The sequence below is a fragment of the Falsiroseomonas oryziterrae genome, assembly GCF_021864505.1.
GTDB classification, from domain to species: domain Bacteria; phylum Pseudomonadota; class Alphaproteobacteria; order Acetobacterales; family Acetobacteraceae; genus Falsiroseomonas; species Falsiroseomonas oryziterrae.
On sequence record NZ_JAKJIB010000043.1, the window covers coordinates 1 to 19,274 of the forward strand.

24 protein-coding genes, 2 tRNA genes and 1 pseudogene are annotated in these 19,274 nt (G+C 68.9%); 21 read left to right on the forward strand and 6 right to left on the reverse strand.

What is annotated here, in order from left to right; genetic code table 11:
* On the forward strand, positions 1-431 hold a 431-nt coding region (locus tag L2I40_RS06085), incomplete at its 5' end, for a (2Fe-2S)-binding protein (RefSeq protein WP_237213985.1).
* Positions 432-479: 48 nt separating this feature from the next.
* Entirely contained in the window at positions 480-1,466 is a 987-nt protein-coding gene (locus L2I40_RS06090) for a Bug family tripartite tricarboxylate transporter substrate binding protein (protein WP_237213986.1), read from the forward strand.
* 130 nt (positions 1,467-1,596) lie between these two features.
* Here the strand turns inward: L2I40_RS06090 and L2I40_RS06095 are convergent.
* A tRNA-Ser gene (locus L2I40_RS06095) sits at positions 1,597-1,686 on the reverse strand.
* Positions 1,687-1,948: 262 nt separating this feature from the next.
* On the opposite strand from L2I40_RS06095, the gene rplU reads away from it, so the two are divergent.
* The 3 genes from rplU to obgE all read left to right on the forward strand — a co-directional run bounded on the left by rplU (position 1,949) and on the right by obgE (position 3,648).
* A complete protein-coding gene (gene rplU / locus L2I40_RS06100; RefSeq protein WP_237213987.1) occupies positions 1,949-2,266 on the forward strand; it encodes a 50S ribosomal protein L21 in 318 nt (105 codons plus the stop codon).
* A gap of 29 nt (positions 2,267-2,295) precedes the next feature.
* On the forward strand, positions 2,296-2,565 hold the full coding sequence (gene rpmA / locus L2I40_RS06105) for a 50S ribosomal protein L27 (protein ID WP_237213988.1): 270 nt from the start codon (positions 2,296-2,298) through the stop codon (positions 2,563-2,565).
* A gap of 81 nt (positions 2,566-2,646) precedes the next feature.
* A complete protein-coding gene (gene obgE / locus L2I40_RS06110) occupies positions 2,647-3,648 on the forward strand; it encodes a GTPase ObgE (RefSeq protein ID WP_237213989.1) in 1,002 nt (333 codons plus the stop codon).
* 140 nt (positions 3,649-3,788) lie between these two features.
* On the opposite strand, the gene L2I40_RS06115 is transcribed toward obgE, so the two are convergent.
* A complete protein-coding gene (locus L2I40_RS06115) occupies positions 3,789-4,439 on the reverse strand; it encodes a DUF1194 domain-containing protein (RefSeq protein ID WP_237213990.1) in 651 nt (216 codons plus the stop codon).
* Positions 4,440-4,960: 521 nt separating this feature from the next.
* On the opposite strand from L2I40_RS06115, the gene L2I40_RS06120 reads away from it, so the two are divergent.
* The 15 genes from L2I40_RS06120 to L2I40_RS06190 all read left to right on the forward strand — a co-directional run bounded on the left by L2I40_RS06120 (position 4,961) and on the right by L2I40_RS06190 (position 15,354).
* Positions 4,961-6,304 carry a tyrosine-type recombinase/integrase gene (locus L2I40_RS06120; protein ID WP_237213991.1) on the forward strand — a complete coding sequence of 448 codons (1,344 nt, stop codon included), beginning with the start codon at positions 4,961-4,963 and terminating at the stop codon, positions 6,302-6,304.
* 386 nt (positions 6,305-6,690) lie between these two features.
* Positions 6,691-6,912, forward strand: a complete 222-nt coding sequence (locus tag L2I40_RS06125; protein WP_237213992.1) for a helix-turn-helix transcriptional regulator — start codon at positions 6,691-6,693, stop codon at positions 6,910-6,912.
* A gap of 198 nt (positions 6,913-7,110) precedes the next feature.
* Complete coding sequence (locus tag L2I40_RS06130; RefSeq protein ID WP_237213993.1) at positions 7,111-7,272, forward strand: hypothetical protein; 162 nt, start codon at positions 7,111-7,113, stop codon at positions 7,270-7,272.
* Positions 7,269-8,255 carry a DUF7146 domain-containing protein gene (locus tag L2I40_RS06135; RefSeq protein WP_237213994.1) on the forward strand — a complete coding sequence of 329 codons (987 nt, stop codon included), beginning with the start codon at positions 7,269-7,271 and terminating at the stop codon, positions 8,253-8,255. Before L2I40_RS06130 ends, L2I40_RS06135 begins: the two co-directional genes overlap by 4 nt.
* Positions 8,255-9,415, forward strand: a complete 1,161-nt coding sequence (locus L2I40_RS06140; RefSeq protein WP_237213995.1) for an AAA family ATPase — start codon at positions 8,255-8,257, stop codon at positions 9,413-9,415. The genes L2I40_RS06135 and L2I40_RS06140 overlap by 1 nt, the downstream gene beginning before the upstream one ends.
* A 53-nt stretch (positions 9,416-9,468) precedes the next feature.
* Positions 9,469-9,642 (forward strand): hypothetical protein, encoded by a 174-nt coding sequence (locus L2I40_RS06145; RefSeq protein WP_237213996.1) that lies wholly within the window; start codon positions 9,469-9,471, stop codon positions 9,640-9,642.
* Between the two features lie 136 nt (positions 9,643-9,778).
* Positions 9,779-10,336, forward strand: coding sequence for a hypothetical protein (locus tag L2I40_RS06150; RefSeq protein WP_237213997.1), 558 nt, complete (start codon positions 9,779-9,781; stop codon positions 10,334-10,336).
* Positions 10,337-10,339: 3 nt separating this feature from the next.
* Positions 10,340-10,885, forward strand: coding sequence for a hypothetical protein (locus tag L2I40_RS06155; RefSeq protein WP_237213998.1), 546 nt, complete (start codon positions 10,340-10,342; stop codon positions 10,883-10,885).
* On the forward strand, positions 10,882-11,295 hold the full coding sequence (locus L2I40_RS06160) for an outer membrane protein assembly factor BamE (protein WP_237213999.1): 414 nt from the start codon (positions 10,882-10,884) through the stop codon (positions 11,293-11,295). Before L2I40_RS06155 ends, L2I40_RS06160 begins: the two co-directional genes overlap by 4 nt.
* Positions 11,296-11,453: 158 nt before the next feature.
* The gene (locus L2I40_RS06165; RefSeq protein ID WP_237214000.1) at positions 11,454-11,750 is read left to right on the forward strand and encodes a hypothetical protein; all 297 of its coding nucleotides are present in this window, start codon (positions 11,454-11,456) and stop codon (positions 11,748-11,750) included.
* Between the two features lie 31 nt (positions 11,751-11,781).
* Complete coding sequence (locus L2I40_RS06170; protein ID WP_237214001.1) at positions 11,782-12,177, forward strand: hypothetical protein; 396 nt, start codon at positions 11,782-11,784, stop codon at positions 12,175-12,177.
* A 283-nt stretch (positions 12,178-12,460) separates the two neighbouring features.
* A complete protein-coding gene (locus L2I40_RS06175) occupies positions 12,461-13,522 on the forward strand; it encodes a S1C family serine protease (RefSeq protein ID WP_237214002.1) in 1,062 nt (353 codons plus the stop codon).
* A gap of 460 nt (positions 13,523-13,982) precedes the next feature.
* Positions 13,983-14,276 carry a hypothetical protein gene (locus L2I40_RS06180; protein WP_237214003.1) on the forward strand — a complete coding sequence of 98 codons (294 nt, stop codon included), beginning with the start codon at positions 13,983-13,985 and terminating at the stop codon, positions 14,274-14,276.
* A 486-nt stretch (positions 14,277-14,762) separates the two neighbouring features.
* A complete protein-coding gene (locus L2I40_RS06185; protein ID WP_237214004.1) occupies positions 14,763-15,014 on the forward strand; it encodes a hypothetical protein in 252 nt (83 codons plus the stop codon).
* Complete coding sequence (locus tag L2I40_RS06190) at positions 14,947-15,354, forward strand: hypothetical protein (RefSeq protein WP_237214005.1); 408 nt, start codon at positions 14,947-14,949, stop codon at positions 15,352-15,354. The genes L2I40_RS06185 and L2I40_RS06190 overlap by 68 nt, the downstream gene beginning before the upstream one ends.
* Before the next feature lie 1,493 nt (positions 15,355-16,847).
* Here the strand turns inward: L2I40_RS06190 and L2I40_RS06195 are convergent.
* Positions 16,848-16,924, reverse strand: a tRNA-Arg gene (locus L2I40_RS06195).
* 104 nt (positions 16,925-17,028) lie between these two features.
* On the opposite strand from L2I40_RS06195, the gene L2I40_RS06200 reads away from it, so the two are divergent.
* A complete protein-coding gene (locus tag L2I40_RS06200) occupies positions 17,029-17,538 on the forward strand; it encodes a ferritin-like domain-containing protein (protein WP_237214006.1) in 510 nt (169 codons plus the stop codon).
* A gap of 123 nt (positions 17,539-17,661) precedes the next feature.
* Here the strand turns inward: L2I40_RS06200 and recR are convergent, their stop codons facing one another.
* From recR to L2I40_RS06215, 3 genes and pseudogenes are all read right to left on the reverse strand, one after another.
* Entirely contained in the window at positions 17,662-18,264 is a 603-nt protein-coding gene (gene recR, locus L2I40_RS06205; RefSeq protein ID WP_237214007.1) for a recombination mediator RecR, read from the reverse strand.
* Positions 18,265-18,426: 162 nt separating this feature from the next.
* Positions 18,427-18,759: a YbaB/EbfC family nucleoid-associated protein gene (locus tag L2I40_RS06210; RefSeq protein ID WP_237214008.1), complete on the reverse strand. Its 333-nt coding sequence runs from the start codon at positions 18,757-18,759 to the stop codon at positions 18,427-18,429.
* Positions 18,760-18,764: 5 nt separating this feature from the next.
* A pseudogene (locus L2I40_RS06215) lies at positions 18,765-19,274 on the reverse strand (DNA polymerase III subunit gamma/tau); the annotation flags it as partial.

Below are 19,274 nucleotides of genomic sequence, written 5' to 3' on the forward strand. Positions count from 1 at the left end.
CGCTCGGCGTGCTCGACGCCGCCGCGCGCGATGCGGCCGCCGCGCCGCATCGCACGTCTCGCGCGCGCTGGCTGCGCGGCCGCGCTTTCGTCGATGCGCTGTACCGGCCCGCCGACGGCTTCCGCATCGCCGCCGACACGGCGATCGCGTGCCGTTGCGAGGAAGTGACGGGCGCGGCGCTGCGCGCGGCGGCGCGCCAGGGCGCCACGGGACCGAACCAGGCCAAGGCCTTCCTGCGCTGCGGCATGGGTCCGTGCCAGGGGCGGCTCTGCATGCTGACGGTGGTGGAGACGATCGCGGCGGAGCGCGGCGTGGATCCCGGCACCATCGCGCCGCTGCGAGTCCGCCCGCCCGTGAAGCCCGTGACCCTCGCGGAGATCGCCGCGATGGACAGCACCGACGAGGAGAGCGCGGCCGTCGAGCGCCGCTGACCCGACCGGCGGCCAACACCCCGGCACCGACAGAAGGAGGCAAGGACGATGACGATCAGCAGGCGTGGACTGGCGGGCTCGACGCTCGCGATGGCAGCCATTCTGGGCTCCTGGCGCTCCGCCGCGGCGCAGGCCGCGGCATGGCCGGACCGCCCGGTGCGCGTGATCCTGCCGTTTCCGCCCGGCGGCGGCACGGATGTCAGCGCGCGGCTGATCGCGCAGCATCTGCAGACGCGCTTCGGCCAGCCCTTCACCGTCGAGAACCGCAGCGGCGGCGCCGGCGTGATGGGCACCGAGCAGCTCGCCCGCTCGGCACCGGACGGCTACACGCTGGCGATGACGGCCTCCGGCCCGATGTCGATCCTGCCGCAGCTGCAGAGCGTGCCCTACGATCCCATCCGCAGCTTCGCGCATGTCGCCCTGCCCTCGATCACGCCGCTGCTGCTGGTGACGCCCGCGAATTCGCCAACGCGCACCCTGCCCGAGCTGTTGGCGCGGCTGCGGCGCGAGCCCGGCCGGCTGACCGCCTGCAACATCGGCGTGGGCTCGCCGTCCCATCTTGCGGCCGAGATGTTCGCCCGCGCCTTCAACGTCCAGTACGAGCAGCTGCCCCATCGTGGCAGCGCGCCGGCGCTGACGGACACGGTGGCGGGCACCTGCGACTTCCTGTTCGACAGCACCGCCTCCTCGATCCCGCTGGTGCGGCAGGGGCAGTTGCGCGCGCTCGGCGTCACGGCGCTCGAGCAGGTGCCGGCCATGCCGGAGATTCCGATCATCGCGGGCCAGGGGGCGCCCGGGTTCCTGGCGACGACCTGGTCCTGCCTGCTCGCCCCGGCCGGCACGCCGGCGCCAATCGTCGAGCGGATCAACGCCGAGGTGCGGGCCTTCACCGCCACCCCCGCCATGCAGGAACGTCTGCGCGACCAGGGCAGCATCCCGCTCGACCTCGCACCGGAAGGCTTCCGCGCCTATCTGGAGCGCGAGATCGCGACCTGGGGGGCGGTGATCCGGGCCGCCAACATACGGCTCACCTGAGCCAGTCACGGTCCGCCGCAGCCGTCGCGTCGGAGGGGCGCAGTCGGGTGTCGGAAAACCTCTGGCAGGAACGGCGGAATGGGTGCCGAGGCGGCGTACCCTTACGGGAGCGAAGCACCGATCTGCGAACTGGCGGAGAGGGTGGGATTCGAACCCACGGTCCGCTTGCACGGACTTCGGTTTTCGAGACCGACGCGATCGACCACTCTGCCACCTCTCCGCAGGGTGGGTGGCGCGATATAGAAGGCCACGCCAGGGCTGGCAACCGCGCCGCCTCCCCCAATGCCGTTGACTCACGCCAGCCCCGGCCGCTATACGCCCGCCTCTCCGGCAGGCCCCGCGGCCGCCGGCGGTTACGTTTGGCCCGCCGCCAGCCCCTTGGGCAGCACGAGCCAGACCGCCGCAGGACCACCCGGGCCTAGCCTGCCGACCAAGCTGGCCCACAGATCGAAGCACCGGACCCCGAAAGCCCGAGCGCGACCATGACCTACGCAGTGATCCGCACCGGCGGCAAGCAGTACCGCGTCACGCCCGACGCCGTGCTCACCGTCGAGAAGCTCGAGGCCGAGCCCGGCGCCACCATCACCTTCCACGACGTCCTCGCCCTCGGCACCGACGCTGGCCTGACGGTCGGCGCGCCGACCGTTCCGGGCGCCAAGGTGACCGCCACTGTGGTCGAGCAGACCCGCGCCGACACCATCATCATCTTCAAGAAGCGCCGCCGGCAGAACAGCCGCCGCAAGAACGGCCACCGCCAGCACCAGACCGTGCTGAAGATCGCCGAGATCTCGGCGGCCTGACGCAGCAGATCTAGAGAGAGCACCCCACCATGGCACACAAGAAGGCAGGCGGCTCTTCGCGCAACGGGCGCGACTCCGCTGGCAAGCGCCTCGGCGTCAAGCGCTCGGGCGGCCAGGTCGTGAAGGCCGGCAACATCATTGTCACCCAGCGCGGCACCAAGATGCGCCCGGGCGACAACGTGCTCGTCGGCCGCACCCACTCCATCCACGCCGCGGTGGACGGGCAGGTCGTGTTCGAGCGCAAGGCCGAAGGCCGCGTGCACATCTCGGTCCGTCCCCTCCCGGCCGCGGCCGAGTAATCCTTCCGCGGTAACCCTTCCGCTTCGGGCGGAGGCTGGACGGGGGCCCCAGGGCCCCCGTTCGTGTTTTCAGGCCAGCAGATGAAATTCCTCGACGAGGCCAAGGTCCATCTCAAGGCCGGCGACGGCGGCGACGGCGTCGTCGCCTTCCGGCGCGAGAAGTACATCGAGTTCGGCGGGCCCGACGGCGGCAACGGCGGCAAGGGCGGCGACGTGATCGTTGAGGCGGTGGACGGCCTCAACACGCTGATCGACTACCGCTACGCGCAGCATTTCAAGGCCCGCAAGGGCGGCAACGGCGCGGGCAGCGACCGCACCGGCGCCGCGTCGGACGACGTGGTGCTGAAGGTCCCCGTCGGCACGCAGATCCTTGCCGAAGACAAGGAAACGCTGCTCGCCGACCTGACGCAGCCCGGGCAGCGCGTCGTGCTCTGCAAGGGCGGCGACGGCGGGCGCGGCAACGCGCACTACAAGACCTCGACCAACCGCGCGCCGCGCCGTGCCGACAAGGGCTGGCCGGGCGAGGAGCGCAGCGTGTGGCTGCGCCTCAAGCTGATCGCCGATGCCGGGCTCGTCGGGCTCCCGAATGCCGGCAAGTCCACCTTCCTCGCCGCGGTGACGGCCGCGAAGCCGAAGATCGCCGACTATCCCTTCACCACGCTGCATCCGCAGCTCGGCGTCGTGCGGCCCGATGCCAGCACCGAATTCGTCCTGGCCGACATCCCCGGCCTGATCGAGGGCGCGCATGAGGGTGCTGGACTCGGCGATCGTTTCCTCGGGCACATCGAACGCTGCGCGGTCCTGCTGCACCTGGTGGATGGCAGCCAGGCCGATCCCGCCGGGGCTTACGCGACGGTGCGCGCCGAGCTCGAAGGCTACGGCCACGGCCTGTCGGAGAAGCCGGAGATCGTCGCGCTCAACAAGGCGGATGCGATGACACCGCAGGCACGCACGTCGCGGCTGAAGGCGCTCTCGCGTGCCGCCGGCAAACCCGCGCTGCTGATCTCCGGCGCGACCGGGGAAGGTGTGCAGGAGGTGCTGCGCGCACTCGCCGCCGTCATCGCGGAGGCGCGGCGCGGCTGAGGCGCAGCCCGCGTCGGCAGACGCCGGCGGGTGCGAGCGGCAAGTCGGGCGCGGGGCGACAGCGCGCGAACTCGCCGAAGTCGGGCTGGTCCTGGTCAGATCAACTCCGATCTGGCTTTCCTGGCCCTGCGGTTCACGCCCTAGCGCAGTGCGTGCACCTGCGTGAGCTCGAAGACCACCTTGCCTCTGACCGCCGCCAGGAAGTCGGCCGGGTCGTTCGCGACGCGCACGAAGCCGGTGGCCACATTCGCCCGCAGCCACTCCTCGGTCTCGCTCAGGGTGTCGAACAACCCAGGCCTCGCCCTGTCGAGCCCATCGAAGCTGTCGAGGGCGATGGCGTTGATCACCACACCATCTGCCGCGGCCGCATCGCGCGCCTGCCACGCTGGCGGATGACGATCCGTCTCGAAGCCGTCGGTTGAAACATCGATGATACGCAGCTCCGGCAAACAGGGCACCGCCGCCAGGGCGGCATGGCCGTGAGCGATGGCGCGGCCGATGGCGGTCAGGCCGGTGCGGTTCCGCCGCTCCAGCGCCCGCATCTGCGCCGCGAAGCGGCGGGCCGCCCCGCCGTCGCGGAGCACCGTCCAATCGAGCCTTGTATCCGCCACGCCATCGAAGAGCGCCACCAGGACCGCGACACCCTCCGCCGCCTCGATCACGCGGAGCAGGTCGGGATCCTCGAAGGCAGCCGCGGCGCCGTCGCGCTGGGCAGCGAACACCTCGTCTTGCACTGAGCCGGAAACGTCGATCAGCAGCGCAAGAGCGACGAGACAGGCCGGGATCATCATGACACGCCTCCCCAACGGGTGGCGCGGGGCCGACCGGAACTGGGCGGCCGGAGCCACCTCACAAACAGTCTTCGTGGAAAAGCCTTGCTGAAGCCGGTCCCGTCCCGGTCAGGACAAGCAGCGACGGTTGCGCTGTAGCCGCCCTGGGATCAAGCAGAGAATTCGCACGTTCGGTTGACGGAGCAGGCTGAGTTTGCCCTGCTCGCTTGACGGCGCCGGCTCGGCGGCCACCCGAAGCGGAACGGGATCGCCACGCACGCCGGGATCGCCTGTACTCCGCAACAGCCTATGGCGCGCGCGGTCACGCAAGCTGGTGTTCCCGGCGGGATTCGAACCCACGGCCCCCAGATTAGGAATAAGCGGGGAACCCCAGACTTAGCGGACCTTGAACCGCCACAAGCCGCCAAATCCCTTGCATAGGGCGGGGTCCGCGAATATGGTGGCCGCCAGAAGCCGCCATGCGGACCCATTGCGGACCTCGCCGCCGGGTCCGCACGGGGTCCGCAAGCGGGGTCCGCACCGTGCCGAAACTCACCGAGAAATTCGCCGCAGGCTTCGCGCCGGAACCAGGCGCGAAGGACCGGCTCGCGTTCGATACCGAGACGAAGGGGCTCGGGCTGCGCGCGACCGCCAGCGGCAACAAGGTGTTTCTCGTCCAATGGACCGACCCGGCGACAAAGCGGAAGGTCCGCGAACCGCTCGGCGCGTGGGGGTCCATTTCGGTTGAGCAGGCCCGCGCCGCCGCGAAGGCCCGGCTCGGGCGCGTCGCCGCCGGCTTCGATCCGAAGGCCGAGCGCGAGGCCCGCAAGGCCGAGGAAGCGCGCCGCCGCGCCGAGGCCGCGCGGGCGAAGGCCGAAGCCGCCTTCACGCTGGAAACCCTCATTGCCGATTGGGAGCGGCTGCATCTGGCCGCCCGCCGCCCGCGCTATGCCGCCGAGGCCACGCGCGCGCTGCGGCTGGCCTTCAAGCCGCATCTGGACGGCGCCGCGTCGGCCCTGACGCATGAGGCGGTGGTGGGCGTCCTGGACGACCTCGCGCGGCAGGGAAAGGCCGCGACGGCTCGCCTGACGCTCGCCTATGGCCGTGCCTGCTACGGGTGGGCGGTGAAACGCCGCCGGCTTGCCGTCAATCCCTTCGCCGGGCTGCCGGCAATGGAGGGCAGGACCACCGCGCGCGACCGCGTGCTGACGGATGCCGAGTTGGGCGAAGTCTGGCGCGCGTCGGGCAAGGTGCCGTCGCCGCACGGCCCCATGATCCGGCTGGCGCTGCTGACGCTGGCGCGGCGGGATGAGGTCGCTGGCATGACGTGGGGCGAGGTCGCGCCGGACCTCTCGACATGGACGCAACCCGCCAGCCGCACCAAGAACGGCAAGCCGCATGTCGTCCATCTGAGCCACGCTGCGCGGACCTTGCTGCGCGACATTCTCGGGGCTGAGGACGGGAAGAAAACCCCGCCCCTACCGGCTGCGGACCGGCTGGTGTTTGGCGTGGGCGACAACAACGCGATCACGGCGCATTCCTGGGCGAAGCGCAAGCTGGACGCCGCGATTGCCGCCGAGCGCAAGGAAGCGGCTTGCGACGGCGAGGCCGCGCCGATGGCGCCCTGGGTGCTGCATGATTTTCGCCGCAGCGGCGTGACGTGGCTGGCCGGTGCCGGCTTCGCCCCGCATGTGTGCGACCGGCTGCTGAACCATATCAGCGGCACGATTAGCGGCGTGGCTGCCGTCTATCAGCGGAACGAATTTCTGCCCGAGCGCAAAGCCGCGCTGGATGCGTGGGCCGAACACGTTCGGCAGTCGGCCGAAAGCTCTACCGAGTCGCTGCCGAGGAAGGTTACGCGGCTGGCCGACCGGCGGCGACGGTGACGCCGAAGGCGTGACGTAAGTATCTGATAAGGCGCGGTGAGCACGCCAGCAGAGTATCGGGGCCTATTGCGCCCACACAGCCCGTCTTGACACCGGGACCGAAGCCGGGTTGACTTCCATAGCTGCCACATTTGCGTCTAGCGCCAAGGTTCTGCCTTGGCGCTTTTGCATTTCTGGCAGTGGTGACAGACGCATGTCTGGCAGTGGTGACAAAGACGCATGTCACCACCCCTCGGGCGCCCCAAAGCGTTCGGACGTCTGCCTCCCCCGCTTCGTGCGGGGCTTTTCGTAACCGGAGGAACCGGACCCGCGCCAGTCGGCAACTGGCACCCTTGGACGCTGCCCCGTCCAGGGGACACGCGCGTCCGAACTCAGGAAAATCTGCGATGAAGGAACCCGATGCCATCCTGGCACCGGCCGATGCCGCGCGCCTGCTCGGCGTCCACGTCCGCTCTCTGGAGCGCTGGCGCGTGACCGGCGACGGCCCGGCATTCGTCAGGATCGGCCTGCGCCGCGTGGGTTATCGCGTTAGCGACATTGAGGCATGGCTCGATGCACGAGCGTTCCCGCATCGCGCCGCCGAACTGGCAGGCAAGGTGGCCGCGTGATGCGCACCGCCCTGCTGCTGCCATTGGCCGGCGCGCTGGTCGCGCTCGCGCTGCTGCGCGTCCAGGCCACCTAAGAGAAACCCCGCACGACCCGGAAGGGGCCGGCGGGGCTTGGAAGGCGTAGTGACTGCGGCATCGGTCACATACCGCATTCCGGCTGGCGGTTCCACGGGCGCGCGCATTCGAAAGCCGCTCCCCATGACGACCTCAACGCGCAAGCTGCGCGATCTTCTGGAAGCTGCCGCCGAGGCCCGGCGACGTGGCGACCTTGCCGCCGCCGATGCATCGGAAACGGCGGCGCTCCTGGTGCTGCGCGCCATCACGCTGCCGGCGCCGGCCGGCGAGGCGGTGCGGCCATGACGGACCGCCCGGACCTCGCCACCGTCAACGCGCGGCTGACCGAGCGCATGGACGACCTCGCGCAACATCTTGCCGGCGAGCCTAGCAGCCGCAGCCGCGACGAGTTGCGGTTTCGCGGCAAGGGCAGTCTGTCGGTGATGATCGCCGGCCCGAAGCGCGGGATCTGGCACGACTACGAAGCCAGCTGCGGCGGTGATCCGCTCGGGCTGGTCGCGCATCTTCGCCGGACACCCATGCGGGACGCCTACGCATGGGCGCTGGCGTGGCTGGGCGAATTTCCGCACCACCGACACCCCGCGACGCGCCGCGCGCCTGTCGCGCCACCAGAAGCGCCGCACGGGGCATCCCAGGATGTGGGCGACCTCCGCAAGCAATGGAGCGTCGCCAAGGCCGGCGCGCTCTGGCGGGACGCGGTGCCCGGCCATGACATGCTGCGCGCCTACCTCGCCGCGCGCGGCCTGACGCTGCCCGAGGATGCGCCGCTGCGGTTCCATCCTCGCGCGTGGCGGAATGCAGAGTATGGGCCGCACGGGCCGGCGATGGTGGCGTTGATGACGCTGCCCGAGACCGGCGAGCCGTGCGGCGCCCATGTGACCTATCTGCGCGCGGACGGCGCCGGGAAGGCCGAAGGCCAGCGTCAGAAGGTAATGCTCGGCGCCGCCGGGGTTATTCGCCTGGTGCCGGACGCGGACGTGTCCACCGGGCTCGGGCTGGCCGAGGGTATTGAGACGGCGCTTGCGGTGATGCAGCGTGCGGGCTGGTCGCCGGTTTGGGCTGCCACCAGCGCGGGCGCGATGGACCGCTTCCCGGTGCTGCCGGGTATCGAGGCCCTGACGATCTTCGCGGACGCGGACGGCGCCGGCATCAAGGCCGCGCGCGCGTGCGGCCGGAGATGGGCTGCCGCGGGGCGCGAGGCACGGCTTCTGGCGCCGCCGGCCGGCGATTGGAACGACGCTCTGCCGCGTGTCGGGGAGGCCGCTTGATGGACGGCGCGCACAACCCCGAACACGCTTTCCGCGAGGCTGGCGCGCGCGAGGAACGCTTCGCCCCGGCGACCGAACCGCGCGGCAAGCCCTATGGCCGGCTGCGCGTGCTGACGCTGGCCGATGCAGAGTCGGCGCCGCCGCGCCACTACCTGCTGCGCGGCTTGATCGCGCCGGGTGAGCTGTCCCTTTGGTGGGGGGCGCCCAAGTGCGGCAAGTCGTTCTTGCTGCTGCGGCTGGCCTATGGCCTCGCACTCGGACGCGGCATGTGGGGGCGCAAGGCCAAGCCCTGCCGCGTGCTGTATGTCGCCGCCGAGGGCGAGGGCGGCTTCGCGGCGAGGCTTCTGGTGCTGCGCAAGGATATGGGCGATGCCGGCGAGGCGTTCCGCTACATCGCGCAACGCGCCACGGTCGGGCCGCCGGCTGACGACCTAGAGGACGTGATCGCCGCAGCGCGCGACATGGGCGCGAACGTGATCGTGCTGGACACGCTCGCCCGGACCTTTGGTGAGGGCGACGAGAATGCAGCGCGCGACATGGGCGGGTTTGTCGCCAGCGTAGACCGGCTGCGGACCGAGACAGGCGCGCATGTGGCGGTCATTCACCACGGCACCAAGGAAGGCGGATCTTCCCGAGGCTCGGGCGCGCTCGTCGGCGCAGCGGATTTGATCGTGAAGGTCGCCAAGGGCGCGCAAGGCGAGCCCAACACGGCGACGGTTGAAGCTGCGAAGGACGACGCAGACGGCGCGGCGCTGGCTTTCCGGCTGCGGCTGGTGGACCTGCCGCCGGGCGTGGATCGCGAGCCGCGTCAGACATGCATTGCGGAGGAAGCGGAGGGCGAAGGCCAGCGCCGCAAGCCGCCATCTGGCGTGCCGCGTCAGGCGCTGCGGACGCTGGCAGACTTGATCGTGACGGAAGGCCAGCCGATCCCGACCGGGGCACTCATGCCGGACGACATGAAGGGCGTCAGGGAAGAACGCTGGCGTGAGGAGTGCGACGCGCGTCGGCTGTCCGTGGCCGGCAATTCAAAGGACCGCGACCGCGTATTCCGCCGCGCGGCGAAAGACCTCCGGGACGCGGGCGAGATCGCGATGCGCGACGGGTGGGTTTGGATGCTGCGCGACGGGGAGGACGCTGGCGGTGCCAGAGTATCCCTCTAATCCCGATGGCTCTTGGCTGGACAATCGCTGCTGTTCGCACGGCGGCGCTGCCAATGCTGCTGCGGGAGGTTGTCACGCGCACCGCGCTGGAAGCCGCCAAGGCCGGTCCCGAGGCCCGCGAAGTGCTTGCGCGTGACCGGCCTAATGGGCGCGCCGCCACCTACGACCGACGCTCGATTGTCGCGCCAATTGCATTTGCGCGCGCGCGGCGTGAATTGCCGGCTTGAATGGTCACAACACCCGCCGCGTGGGACGTCAGCCAGCCGGCGATCCAGCCCGGTCGTTCCCGTTTGACATCCAACTTCCGCGCCAGCAAACTAGCCGCAATCAGGACCATTTGGTTAAAAATGGCACCGGGAGATCTTGCGCCGCATGCGTGCTGGACAAGCTGTCTGCGTACTTGCCCCTATGCTACTCGCCCTAGCTGCCTGCCAGGATCCTGATTGGGCAAACCGAGCGGCGTTACAGATCGGGGCACCACCTGCGAACGCCGCCGAAATTCGCGAGCGCCAGACCGCACGCTTCCAGGTAAACTCGGAAGAGAGGCTTCTCGTCGAAGCAACTCAGGTTTTGCAGGATCTTGGCTTTACGGTTGAAGAAAGTGCGCCACGCTTTGGGGTTCTTGCAGGCACTAAGGACCGGGACGCGGTCGAAGTACCGCAGGTTGTCGGGCAGATAGCTCTGGCCATTGGCTTTGCCCTACTCGGCGCGCAGTACAACCCGGTCTGGGATACGGACCAAGTCATCCGAGCAACCCTTTCCACCCGCCCTCTTGGTCCTGGAGAGGTATCGCTCCGGGTTTCCTTCGAGCGGATCGTTACGAACAATCAGGGTGCGTCGCGCGTCGAGCAACTGACGGCCCCGGAGTTTTCCACCGGCTTCTTTGAGCAGGTGCGGTCCGGTCTAGTGAGGCGGACCTAATCGATGCGCAAGATCCTGCTGCCTTTCGCGCTCGCTACCAGCCTCTCGGCGTGCGCCACGGTCCCTCAGACCCAGTTCATCCCCAGCACCCGGAGCGCCGTCGAGCTTCGAGCCGTTCAGGTGCGGTCTGTGCCTGCCGATGCAGACACAACGATGCGCGGCGTAATCGCAGCGCTGCATGACATGGGCTATCGCATCACCCGAGTCGAACCGGATGCCCGCACCGTGTCCGCGACCCGGCAGACCACCCTGCGGATGGCCGTAGTAGTGCAGCCCCGGGGACCGAACGAGAGCACGGTCCGGGCTAACGCGACCCTCATTGCGCCGATGCGCGAGGCGCAGGTCGACAGCGCCGAGTTCTACCAGCGCAACTTTTTCGAGCCCCTCGGTGCGACGCTCGGCCGAACGCCGGTGGCGTTGGCCGCCACGGAAGCGGCGCCGGACGCGCCGCGTCCAGTCGCCGAACTCAACACTGCTCGCGAGCGCGAGGCGGCTTCGCGGCCGCAGGGCCTGCCGAGCACTCCGGCAACGGGAACTCTTCAGCGATGAAGTACGCCGCCTTTCTCTGCACAGCTGCCCTCGTCTCCGTCCTGGGGGCCTGCGCCCCCGCAAGCGAACATGCGCGCGAGGTTGCTGCTGGCCAGGAGAACCGCCTCACGGTTGGCACGGTGCAGCGCGAGATCCGGCAGGGCATGAGCGGTGCGGAAGTCGCGGCAGCTCTTGGATCGCCGAACATCGTCACCAGCGACGAGCGGCGTCGCGAAACCTGGGTCTATGACCGGATTTCGACCGAGCGCGTTTATTCCGCCTCGGCTGGGGGGGTTAACGCTCTGTTCCTGGCGGGTGTCGGTGCGCAGGCTGGGGCGGCTCGCACATCGCAGCGTACGCTGACAGTGATCATCCGCTTCGACGAGAACGCACGCGTCCGCGACTTCAGCTACCGCTCGTCTTCGTTCTGATGAGGCGGCGGTCCTTCCTGCTGCTCCCGGCGCTTAGCCTTTCCGGCTGCATCACGCCGACGGCCGATCAGCAGGCAGCTGCACTGTCCCCGACAGCTTCCGCTGTGGCTGTCCGGGCGCGACAGTCCCGAAGGTTCGACACTGCTGATCAGGCGCTGATGATGCAGGCTGCCCTCGGCGCGTTGCAGGACCTTGGCTACACGATCGAGGAGAGCCAAGCCGCGACGGGCGTCATCGTGGGGTCACGCATCTCTGGTGCGCGCATCCGGGCGCAGGTGACGGTTAGGCCGGTTCCCGGTCAGCCCGCGACAGTGATGCGGGCGACATTCCAGCGGATCATCCCGCGCCCAGGGGCGATGCTGGCCGTAGGGGAGACGTTGGAGGAGCCTGCCCTCTACCAGGGCTTCTTCGAGCGTGTCGCCCAATCTGCCTTCCTGACGGCCCACGAGATCTAAGGCCATGACAAGAAGAGCCGTTGTCTTCGGGATGCTGCTCACACCCTTGCTTGCTGCCTGCCAGATGGACAGCCGTCAGCAGGTATTGGCGACGACGAATACGCAGGCGGCGCAGCGCGCGATCTCAACGCGATCGTTTGACACTGCTGATCGGACAGCAGTTTTCCAGGGCGTCCTGTCCGCCCTGCAGGACCTTGGGTTCGTTGTGGATCGAGCGGATCCGGTACTGGGCACGGTCTCGGCGACCCGCTTCGGAAGCGGCTTTGTCCGCTTTACGGTCACCGTCAGGCCCGCCGAGGGACGCCGGACGATCGTGAGAGCTTCGGGCCAGCTGAACCAGTCGGAGCTCTCCGATCCAGCGCCGTTTCAGCGCTTCTTCGAGGCACTCTCCCAGGCACTTTTTCTACAGGCTAACCAGGTGGATTGACTGCTTAGCAGTCGTCGACGCGGCGCGAGGTTGTCACACTCGCGCCGCCTTTCGATGGCCGAGGATCGGAAGGACCGCGACGCGTATTCCGCCGCGCAGCCGCCGACCTCCGGGACGCGGGCGAGATCGCGATGCGCGACGGGTGGGTTTGGATACTGCGCGAACGGGAGCACGCTGGCGACGCTAGACCATCCCTCTAGCCGGGAAGGCTCTTGGCTGGGCAATCGCTGCTGTTCGCACGGCGGCGCTTGACCTGGCTCAGAGCGGCGCATGATGGTTTCGCATGCGGGCGGGATGGTTAATTGGCGCGGCAATCGCGATCGCCATCGGGCAGCATGCCCCGGTGGCGGCCCAACTTGAGCGCGCCACCAACGGAGGCGCGTTCGAAGGGTGGCCCGCCGACTTGGCCGAGCGCGCCCGAGCCATCCACCGCAGCTTTTGTATAGACCTCAGCCGCATCCTGCCGTTCCAGGGCGGGACAGACGCATGTGAGCGGTTTCAAGAAGTGTTTTTGTCCAGCATCTGCACTTCTGACGGGCGCTCGCTAGCCAATCCGGCAGCGCCGAACTGCCTGTTCGAAATCGAACAGGACGCGCGGGCAGAGTTGGAAGAAGTGCGCTGGGACCTTGGGATATATCGACTGCCGCCCCGACCAATGCCGCCGCAGGCTTCGCGGTCGCCGCAACAATCGCCGCAAGCGCACTCCGCACCAGCCACGGCGATACCGGCGCGCCCAATCGACCCGCAGGCGCGGCTGGACCCGATGCCGAGGGCGCACCTGTCGGAAGATCGCTCGCCCCGCGACATCTTCGCGGAGGTCCGAGGCGCGATTTGGGTCCTGATTGCGGTCGCACCGGGCAGGCCGGACCGAGTCAGCCAGGGTTCCGCCGTAGCAGTCTCACCACGGCACCTTCTAACAACGTGCCACGTGATTGAGGGCATGACCGTCCTTGCGGTCGCACAGGGCAACGTTACCCATCCCGTTTCGGTCTCGCTTTCGGACATGCTCTCGGACCGATGCGTGCTTCAGACGGACACGCCCTTGCTGCGACCCATCCGCGCCGTCCGTGCGCTCTCGACCGTCGAGGTCGGTGAGCGGGTCTATTCAATCGCTGCCCCGGCAGGGCTGGAACTGACGCTGGGCGAAGGGCTGGTGTCAGCGCACCGCTTGCTCGACGGCGTGCCCACAATTCAGACAACCGCGCTGGTTTCGCCCGGCTCTAGCGGCGGCGCCCTGGTGGATGCCAGGGGCAGCCTGATCGGGATAATTGGGTCTCGGCTCAGGAGCGCACCCGCAATCGGATTTGCGATTGGTGCTGATAGCTTCTGGAACATAGCGCGCTGAGCATCGCGGCCCGGAGGGCGCGCGGACACGGCGCGGACAAAGGACTTTCTAGCGCGGACAGGCGCGGACAGGCTGCGGACATGTCCGGGGCGGTGGGTGCGGACTGAGTATTTGCCCCTTGGGGGCAATCTCTGTCCGCGTCCGCCAGCCCGATGGCGGGTCACAGGGTGGATGTTACCGCTTAGGCAGCCCGCACCTAGGCCGATGCCATGCGCAAGCCGCCCGCAGAGCAGACCGCGAGGCGTGACCCCCCCCCCCACTTACTCAAGATTCCCTGACGCGCTGTCCGCAGCGCCGCGGGATCCTTGGCGTCGTATTCGATGCAGCTGAGCGCATACAGCGATGCTTGGTCCAGCGGCCCTAAGCGAGCCGGGTGGCCTCGAACCCAGATTCAGTTCGGCTTAAACGCTCGCCACTACACCGGGCCCTGCAAGATGCACCTTATCCGGAGCAAAATGCTGTGCTGACGCTTGGCATGCCGAACCTCGATTTTCTCGCTTTGCACCCGCCAATTACGTCCCAAGCGCTGGAAACATTGGCGATCGGAGCGGTCGGCGCGGTTGCCGGTCTGTACATCCGGGAACTGACCAGTGCTGCGCGCGGCGTGCTTCTTCGTGGTCACCTGAGTACCGATCGCCCTGACCACAGCGACGTAAAGCGCTTTCGCTATTGGAGGCGCGAGAAGCGCTCGGCGGTGCGCTGGGTTCGGTCGGAGCGCGAGTATCGGAGGGCGGCAGCTAACCGGACGGCGTGACTGCTCCGAGCGGCTGGCTCCTGACGCTTGCGTCAGCCAAGCCATTGCAGCCGTCTAGCTGCTATCGCGAGCGCTCGGAGACAGACGCGGAGCAAGACGGCGCCAGCACCGGCTCGTCGCTGCGGCAACCATGTGGACGTGGGAGAGTTCTAGCACCGCTGTCCCGCGCGCTCGTCTGAGCGGCTTGGCCCGGCGCGTATTGGTCCCGAAAGTCGGACCCGCGCCGTTGTGAGGTAGTTACCGTAGGGGCACGACGCGCCTAGCGAGGTCGCGCGCGCAAGCCGCCCGCATATGCCGGGCGCCGGGAGGGACCCGCGGTCACCGGGGCCAAGCCTCGCGGGAGATGCCGTCGTCGTCTGGCGCTCAAGCCAAAGCGGGAGTCGTCTTCTACCCTGGGTTGCTGTCGACTCGCGTGATGCGCGAATTAACGCTTGTGGCGGCGAAACTCTCCCTATCTTCCACGCACCCGGCGGAACGGAGGGCCAGGTGTCGGAGATCGAGAACGCGGAGCGGCGCGCCTTCCGAGCCGCGCTTCTTCAAGCGATGCGAGAAACCGTCGCGGACGAGCCCGATCCAGCGCGGGCGCTGAACGTCCTTGAAACCGAACTCGGCGAACTCTTGGAGGGGCCGCCTCTCGCGGACGGGCAGGTGGTCGAGGAGATGCGCGTGCGTGCGACGCTCGCTGCTGACCTACATGCTGCGCTCGACGCCCTGCGCTCTCCGGTTGCGCGCCGATAAGCGTTGCGACGGCAGGGTCGCGGCAGCGCTCGCGGGGCTGCTGGTGTCGGCGTTGCTCGCCACGGCTAGTTTGGCGCGTGCTCATGCCGATGAGCGTCCGCAAGCGCCAGCAAGCGCCACGCACCCATGCGGTCTGCCCGGCCTCGCGGCGGACTTCCCGGCCGATCCCAACGGCATCCCGACGCGTTCGCTTGCAGACAGAGAGCTGTGGCAACTCCTCCTGGCGCACTCGGCGGTTAATGCCGCCGTGGTCGAACTCCTGACGCGCTGCCATGTCACCGGGCGTCCCTTCGGGCACCCCGACTGGCGTACCTGCGTGCTCTCGCGCGCCGGCGACTGAACGGGAGCATCGGCGCAGCGGACGTATCGTGAAGCGGACGTGAAAAGCGGCGCCGTTAAGGCTCTCTTTGCTGAAATGAACAATACGAAACCCCAGGTTGGGCTGGGGCCAAGCTGGGGAGTCAGGCTCCAAACCTCTTGCTGGGGGCAAGCAACGTGTCCGGACAGAACTGCGTCTCTCTCAAGGCGGCTGAGCCGCAACTCTCCTACGCGGAACAGATCGCGCGGCTGGCGGAGCAAGCCGCCGCGAGCGGTCAGATCTACGCGTCGGCCGTGCTCCAACGCACTGCGGAGCTTCTTGAGGCTGCGCTGCGCCGGGCGCACTGACGTCGCCGCTCGCGGCCCCGCTGACCCTGCCGAGGTACTAGCGGGGCCGCGCGCCAATCCGGCGGTGCGGTGATTGCTGTCAGTCGCCAATGCAGTTGCATCGCGACGCAGCTTTGCCGCTAAGCTGTGGCGATGCGCCGCCCCTCCGCTACAACGCGTCTTTCCGACGCGATCGACTGGTGGATGGAGTTAAACTGCGACTGTGGGCATTCGCTCATGCTGCCCTGCCGGGCTCTCGCTGGCGACTTGAAGCAAGACCGCACGCTCCGGGACATCGCCGCCAAGCTGCGCTGCGTTTTGTGCGGCGAGCCGCCCACGAACATGCGCCTGCTCAGCAAGCCGCCGTCCGGCAAGGATGGACGAGCGATGGAACCTGGCACTGAATTCGTGCAACTCACCGGGAAGTCGACGGGCGCAAGCCGACTGCACTAGACGCCACTTCTCTTGGCGCCGCACCTACAGGCAAGCGACTGAGTAGCAGGCCAGGCCGAGCCAGCGCCGAGCGATCGGGCGGAAGCATGGCTCCTGCCGGCCGCACGTTAGAGAATTGCCCGGCACTGATCGTGGCGGCGCGGACGGGCTTCGTCGCTGCCTGTGCCATGCACCCCGCCGCGCGCGGAGTCGCCGCTCGGTTTCTGCGGCGGTCGCCCTGAGCGAGCCTGTACGTCGCGGGCGCGTCCTCTAAGCGTCCAGCCGCAATTTACGCGCGCGGCGTGCCGGCAGGAGCGTGCCGGTGTAAGACCTTTCGCATGTCCACATGGCTGCCGCAGCGGCGGACAGGTGCTGGCGCCGTCCTGCTCCGCGACTTCCCCGGGCTGGTCGCGCGCATTGGATGCGAAGCCTGTGGCCGGGCTGGCCGCTACCGTTTGGCGGTTCTGATTGCGCGATACGGTCCGGCGGCAGCGCTGCCTGACGTGCTGGCGATGCTGGCGGCTGACTGCCCCCGGCGAGGTGCGGGGCGGTTCTCCGACCCCTGCGGCGCGTGCTTTGCGGACCTCGGCCGATAGCTGGCGGACCCACCGCGACAGTGCGGCAGGGTCGCGCGCGCGCCATCAAAATCCGAATCGCCGAGGGTTGGATTTTTCGCCAGCGGGTCCGCACCGGGTCCGCAATGCGCGGGTCCGCAAAATAAGCGGACCTCTCAGTGCCCCAAATGATTGGAAGGATTGGTGTTCCCGGCGGGATTCGAACCCACGGCCCCCAGATTAGGAATCTGGTGCTCTATCCAGCTGAGCTACGGGAACCCGTTAGGGAACTTAGCATATCCGCCGCAAACGGCGCGAGGGGTGGAACCGGCGGAGCGCCCCACCGTTCCAAGCCCCTGCATCCAGCGGGGAGACGCGCGCCCATGGCCACCAGCATCCGCGACATCTACGTCACCGGCCTGCAGAACGCCCACGCGCTGGAGGCACAGGCCATCCAGCTCTGCCAGCGCCAGGTCGAGCGGCTCGAGAACTACCCCGAGATGCGCGAGCGCCTGCGCGAGCACCTCGAGGAAAGCCGCCGCCAGCAGGAGCGGATCGAGCAGATCCTGCAGAGCCTCGGCACCTCGCACTCCACGCTGAAGGACATCGGCACCTCCATCATGGGCAACATGGCGGCGGTGGGTCACGCCGTGATGCAGGACGAGGTGATCAAGAACACCTTCGCCAACTACTCATTCGAGCATTTCGAGATCGCCAGCTACCGCGCGCTGATGGAGATGGCGAAGGCGGCCGGCGACACCTCCGCCCCGCGGCTGCTCGAGCAGAGCCTCAACGAGGAGATCCGCATGGCGCAGTGGATCGAGCAGAACCTCGGCCCGACGATCCGCCGCTACATGCAGCTCGAATCCGCCGGGATGAAGTCGGGAGTCTGAACTTCCCCACGGCGCCGCCGCGGGGGCCCAGGCTTGGTGCCGATCCAGCGATGACAGCACATCCTCCCGCGGCGCAGCCGCGGGAGGGCGTCGCCGGGGGCCAGTGGGTGGCTTCGGCGGCTTCTAGACGGGCCGTCGCGCGCGTAGCGCCGCGGCCAGCGTGCCCTCGTCCAGCACGTCGAGCGCACCACCCACCGGCACGCCCTGCGCCAGCCGCGTGACGGCGACGCCGGTGGGCTTCAGCCGGTCGGTCAGGTAGTGCGCCGTCGCGCTGCCATCGACAGTGGCGGGCAGCGCCAGGATCACCTCCTCCACGCCGCCCTCCGCGATGCGCCGGGCGAGCGGCTGGATCGCGAGATCCTCCGGCCCGACGCCGCCAAGCGGCGACAGCAGGCCGCCCAGCACGTGATAGAGGCCGCGATGCGCATGCGCGCGCTCCAGCGCCCAGAGGTCGGCGACACCCTCCACCACGCAGACCAGGTGGCGGTCGCGCTGCGGGTCGCGGCAGATGCCGCAGGGGCTGCGCGCATCGAGGTTGCCGCAGGTCTCGCAGGGCTTCACCGCACGCGCCGCTTCGGTCAGCGCCTCGGCCAGCGGCAGCATCGTCTCCTGCGGCCGCATCAGCATCTTCAGCACCGCCCGCCGCGCGCTGCGCCGCCCCATGCCGGGCGTCTTGGCCAGCAGCGCGATCAGATGCTCGATCGGATCGTTGGAAAGGTCACGCATGTCTGCAACGGGATGTGGCCCTGCATGGTCCAGCAGTCCATGCCGGCTGGTGGCCCCCCACGGCCCTGTCGCGGCTTTGCCGCGACAGGATGAGCCAAGCTGCGAAGGACGACGCCAAAGGCGGGGCCCCCGCGGCGTTGCGCAGCAACGTCGTGGGGATCGTCAGAAGGGAAGTTTCAGGCCGCCCAGCCCGCCCGGGATGTTCAGGCCGGCCGTGGCCTTCTGCATCTCCTCGGCCATGGTCGCCTCGACCTTCTGCTTCGCGTCGGCATGCGCCGCGACCAGCAGGTCCTCCAGCACCTCCTTCTCCTCGGCCGAGAGCAGCGAGGGGTCGATCGTCACGCGCCGCAGGTCGCCCTTGCCCGACAGCGTCACCTTGACCATGCCCGCGCCCGAGCCGCCCTCGACCTCCATGGCCTCGAGCTTCGCCTGCATCTCCTGCATGCGCGCCTGCATCTGCTGCGCCTGCTTGAGCATGTTGCCCAGGTTCTTCATGCGGCTCAGTCCTCCTCGGTGATGTCGTCGTCGAGCCCGGCGGGCAGCGCCTCGGGTGGCGCGAAGTCGCGCCCGTCATCCTCCGCCGTGGCGGGCGGTGGCAAGCCGTAGGCATCGAGCGTGCCGTCGCGCACCGTCTGGATCGTGGCGCCCGGGAAGGCCTGCAGCACCGCCTGCACGAGCGGGTGGCTTTCCGCGAGCGCACGCCGGTCCTGCTCCGCCGCGCGGCCCTGCTCGGCCAGCGTCGGCTCGCCGCCGGCATTCACCAGCGAGACCGTCCAGCGCGTGCCGGTGACCTGCTGCAGCAGGGAGACGAGCTGCTGCGCCAGGTCGCGCGGCGCCTCCGGCCGCGGGCGCAGCTCGATGCGCCCCGGCGCGACATGCACGGGATGGACGCTGTGCACGAGATGCGCATGCAGCAGCGGCGCGCGGCCGGAGGCGAGCGCCACCACCTCGCGCCAGCTGCCGGGTTGCGGCGCGGCCTGCGGCATCGCGACGGGCTCGGCCGCTGGCTG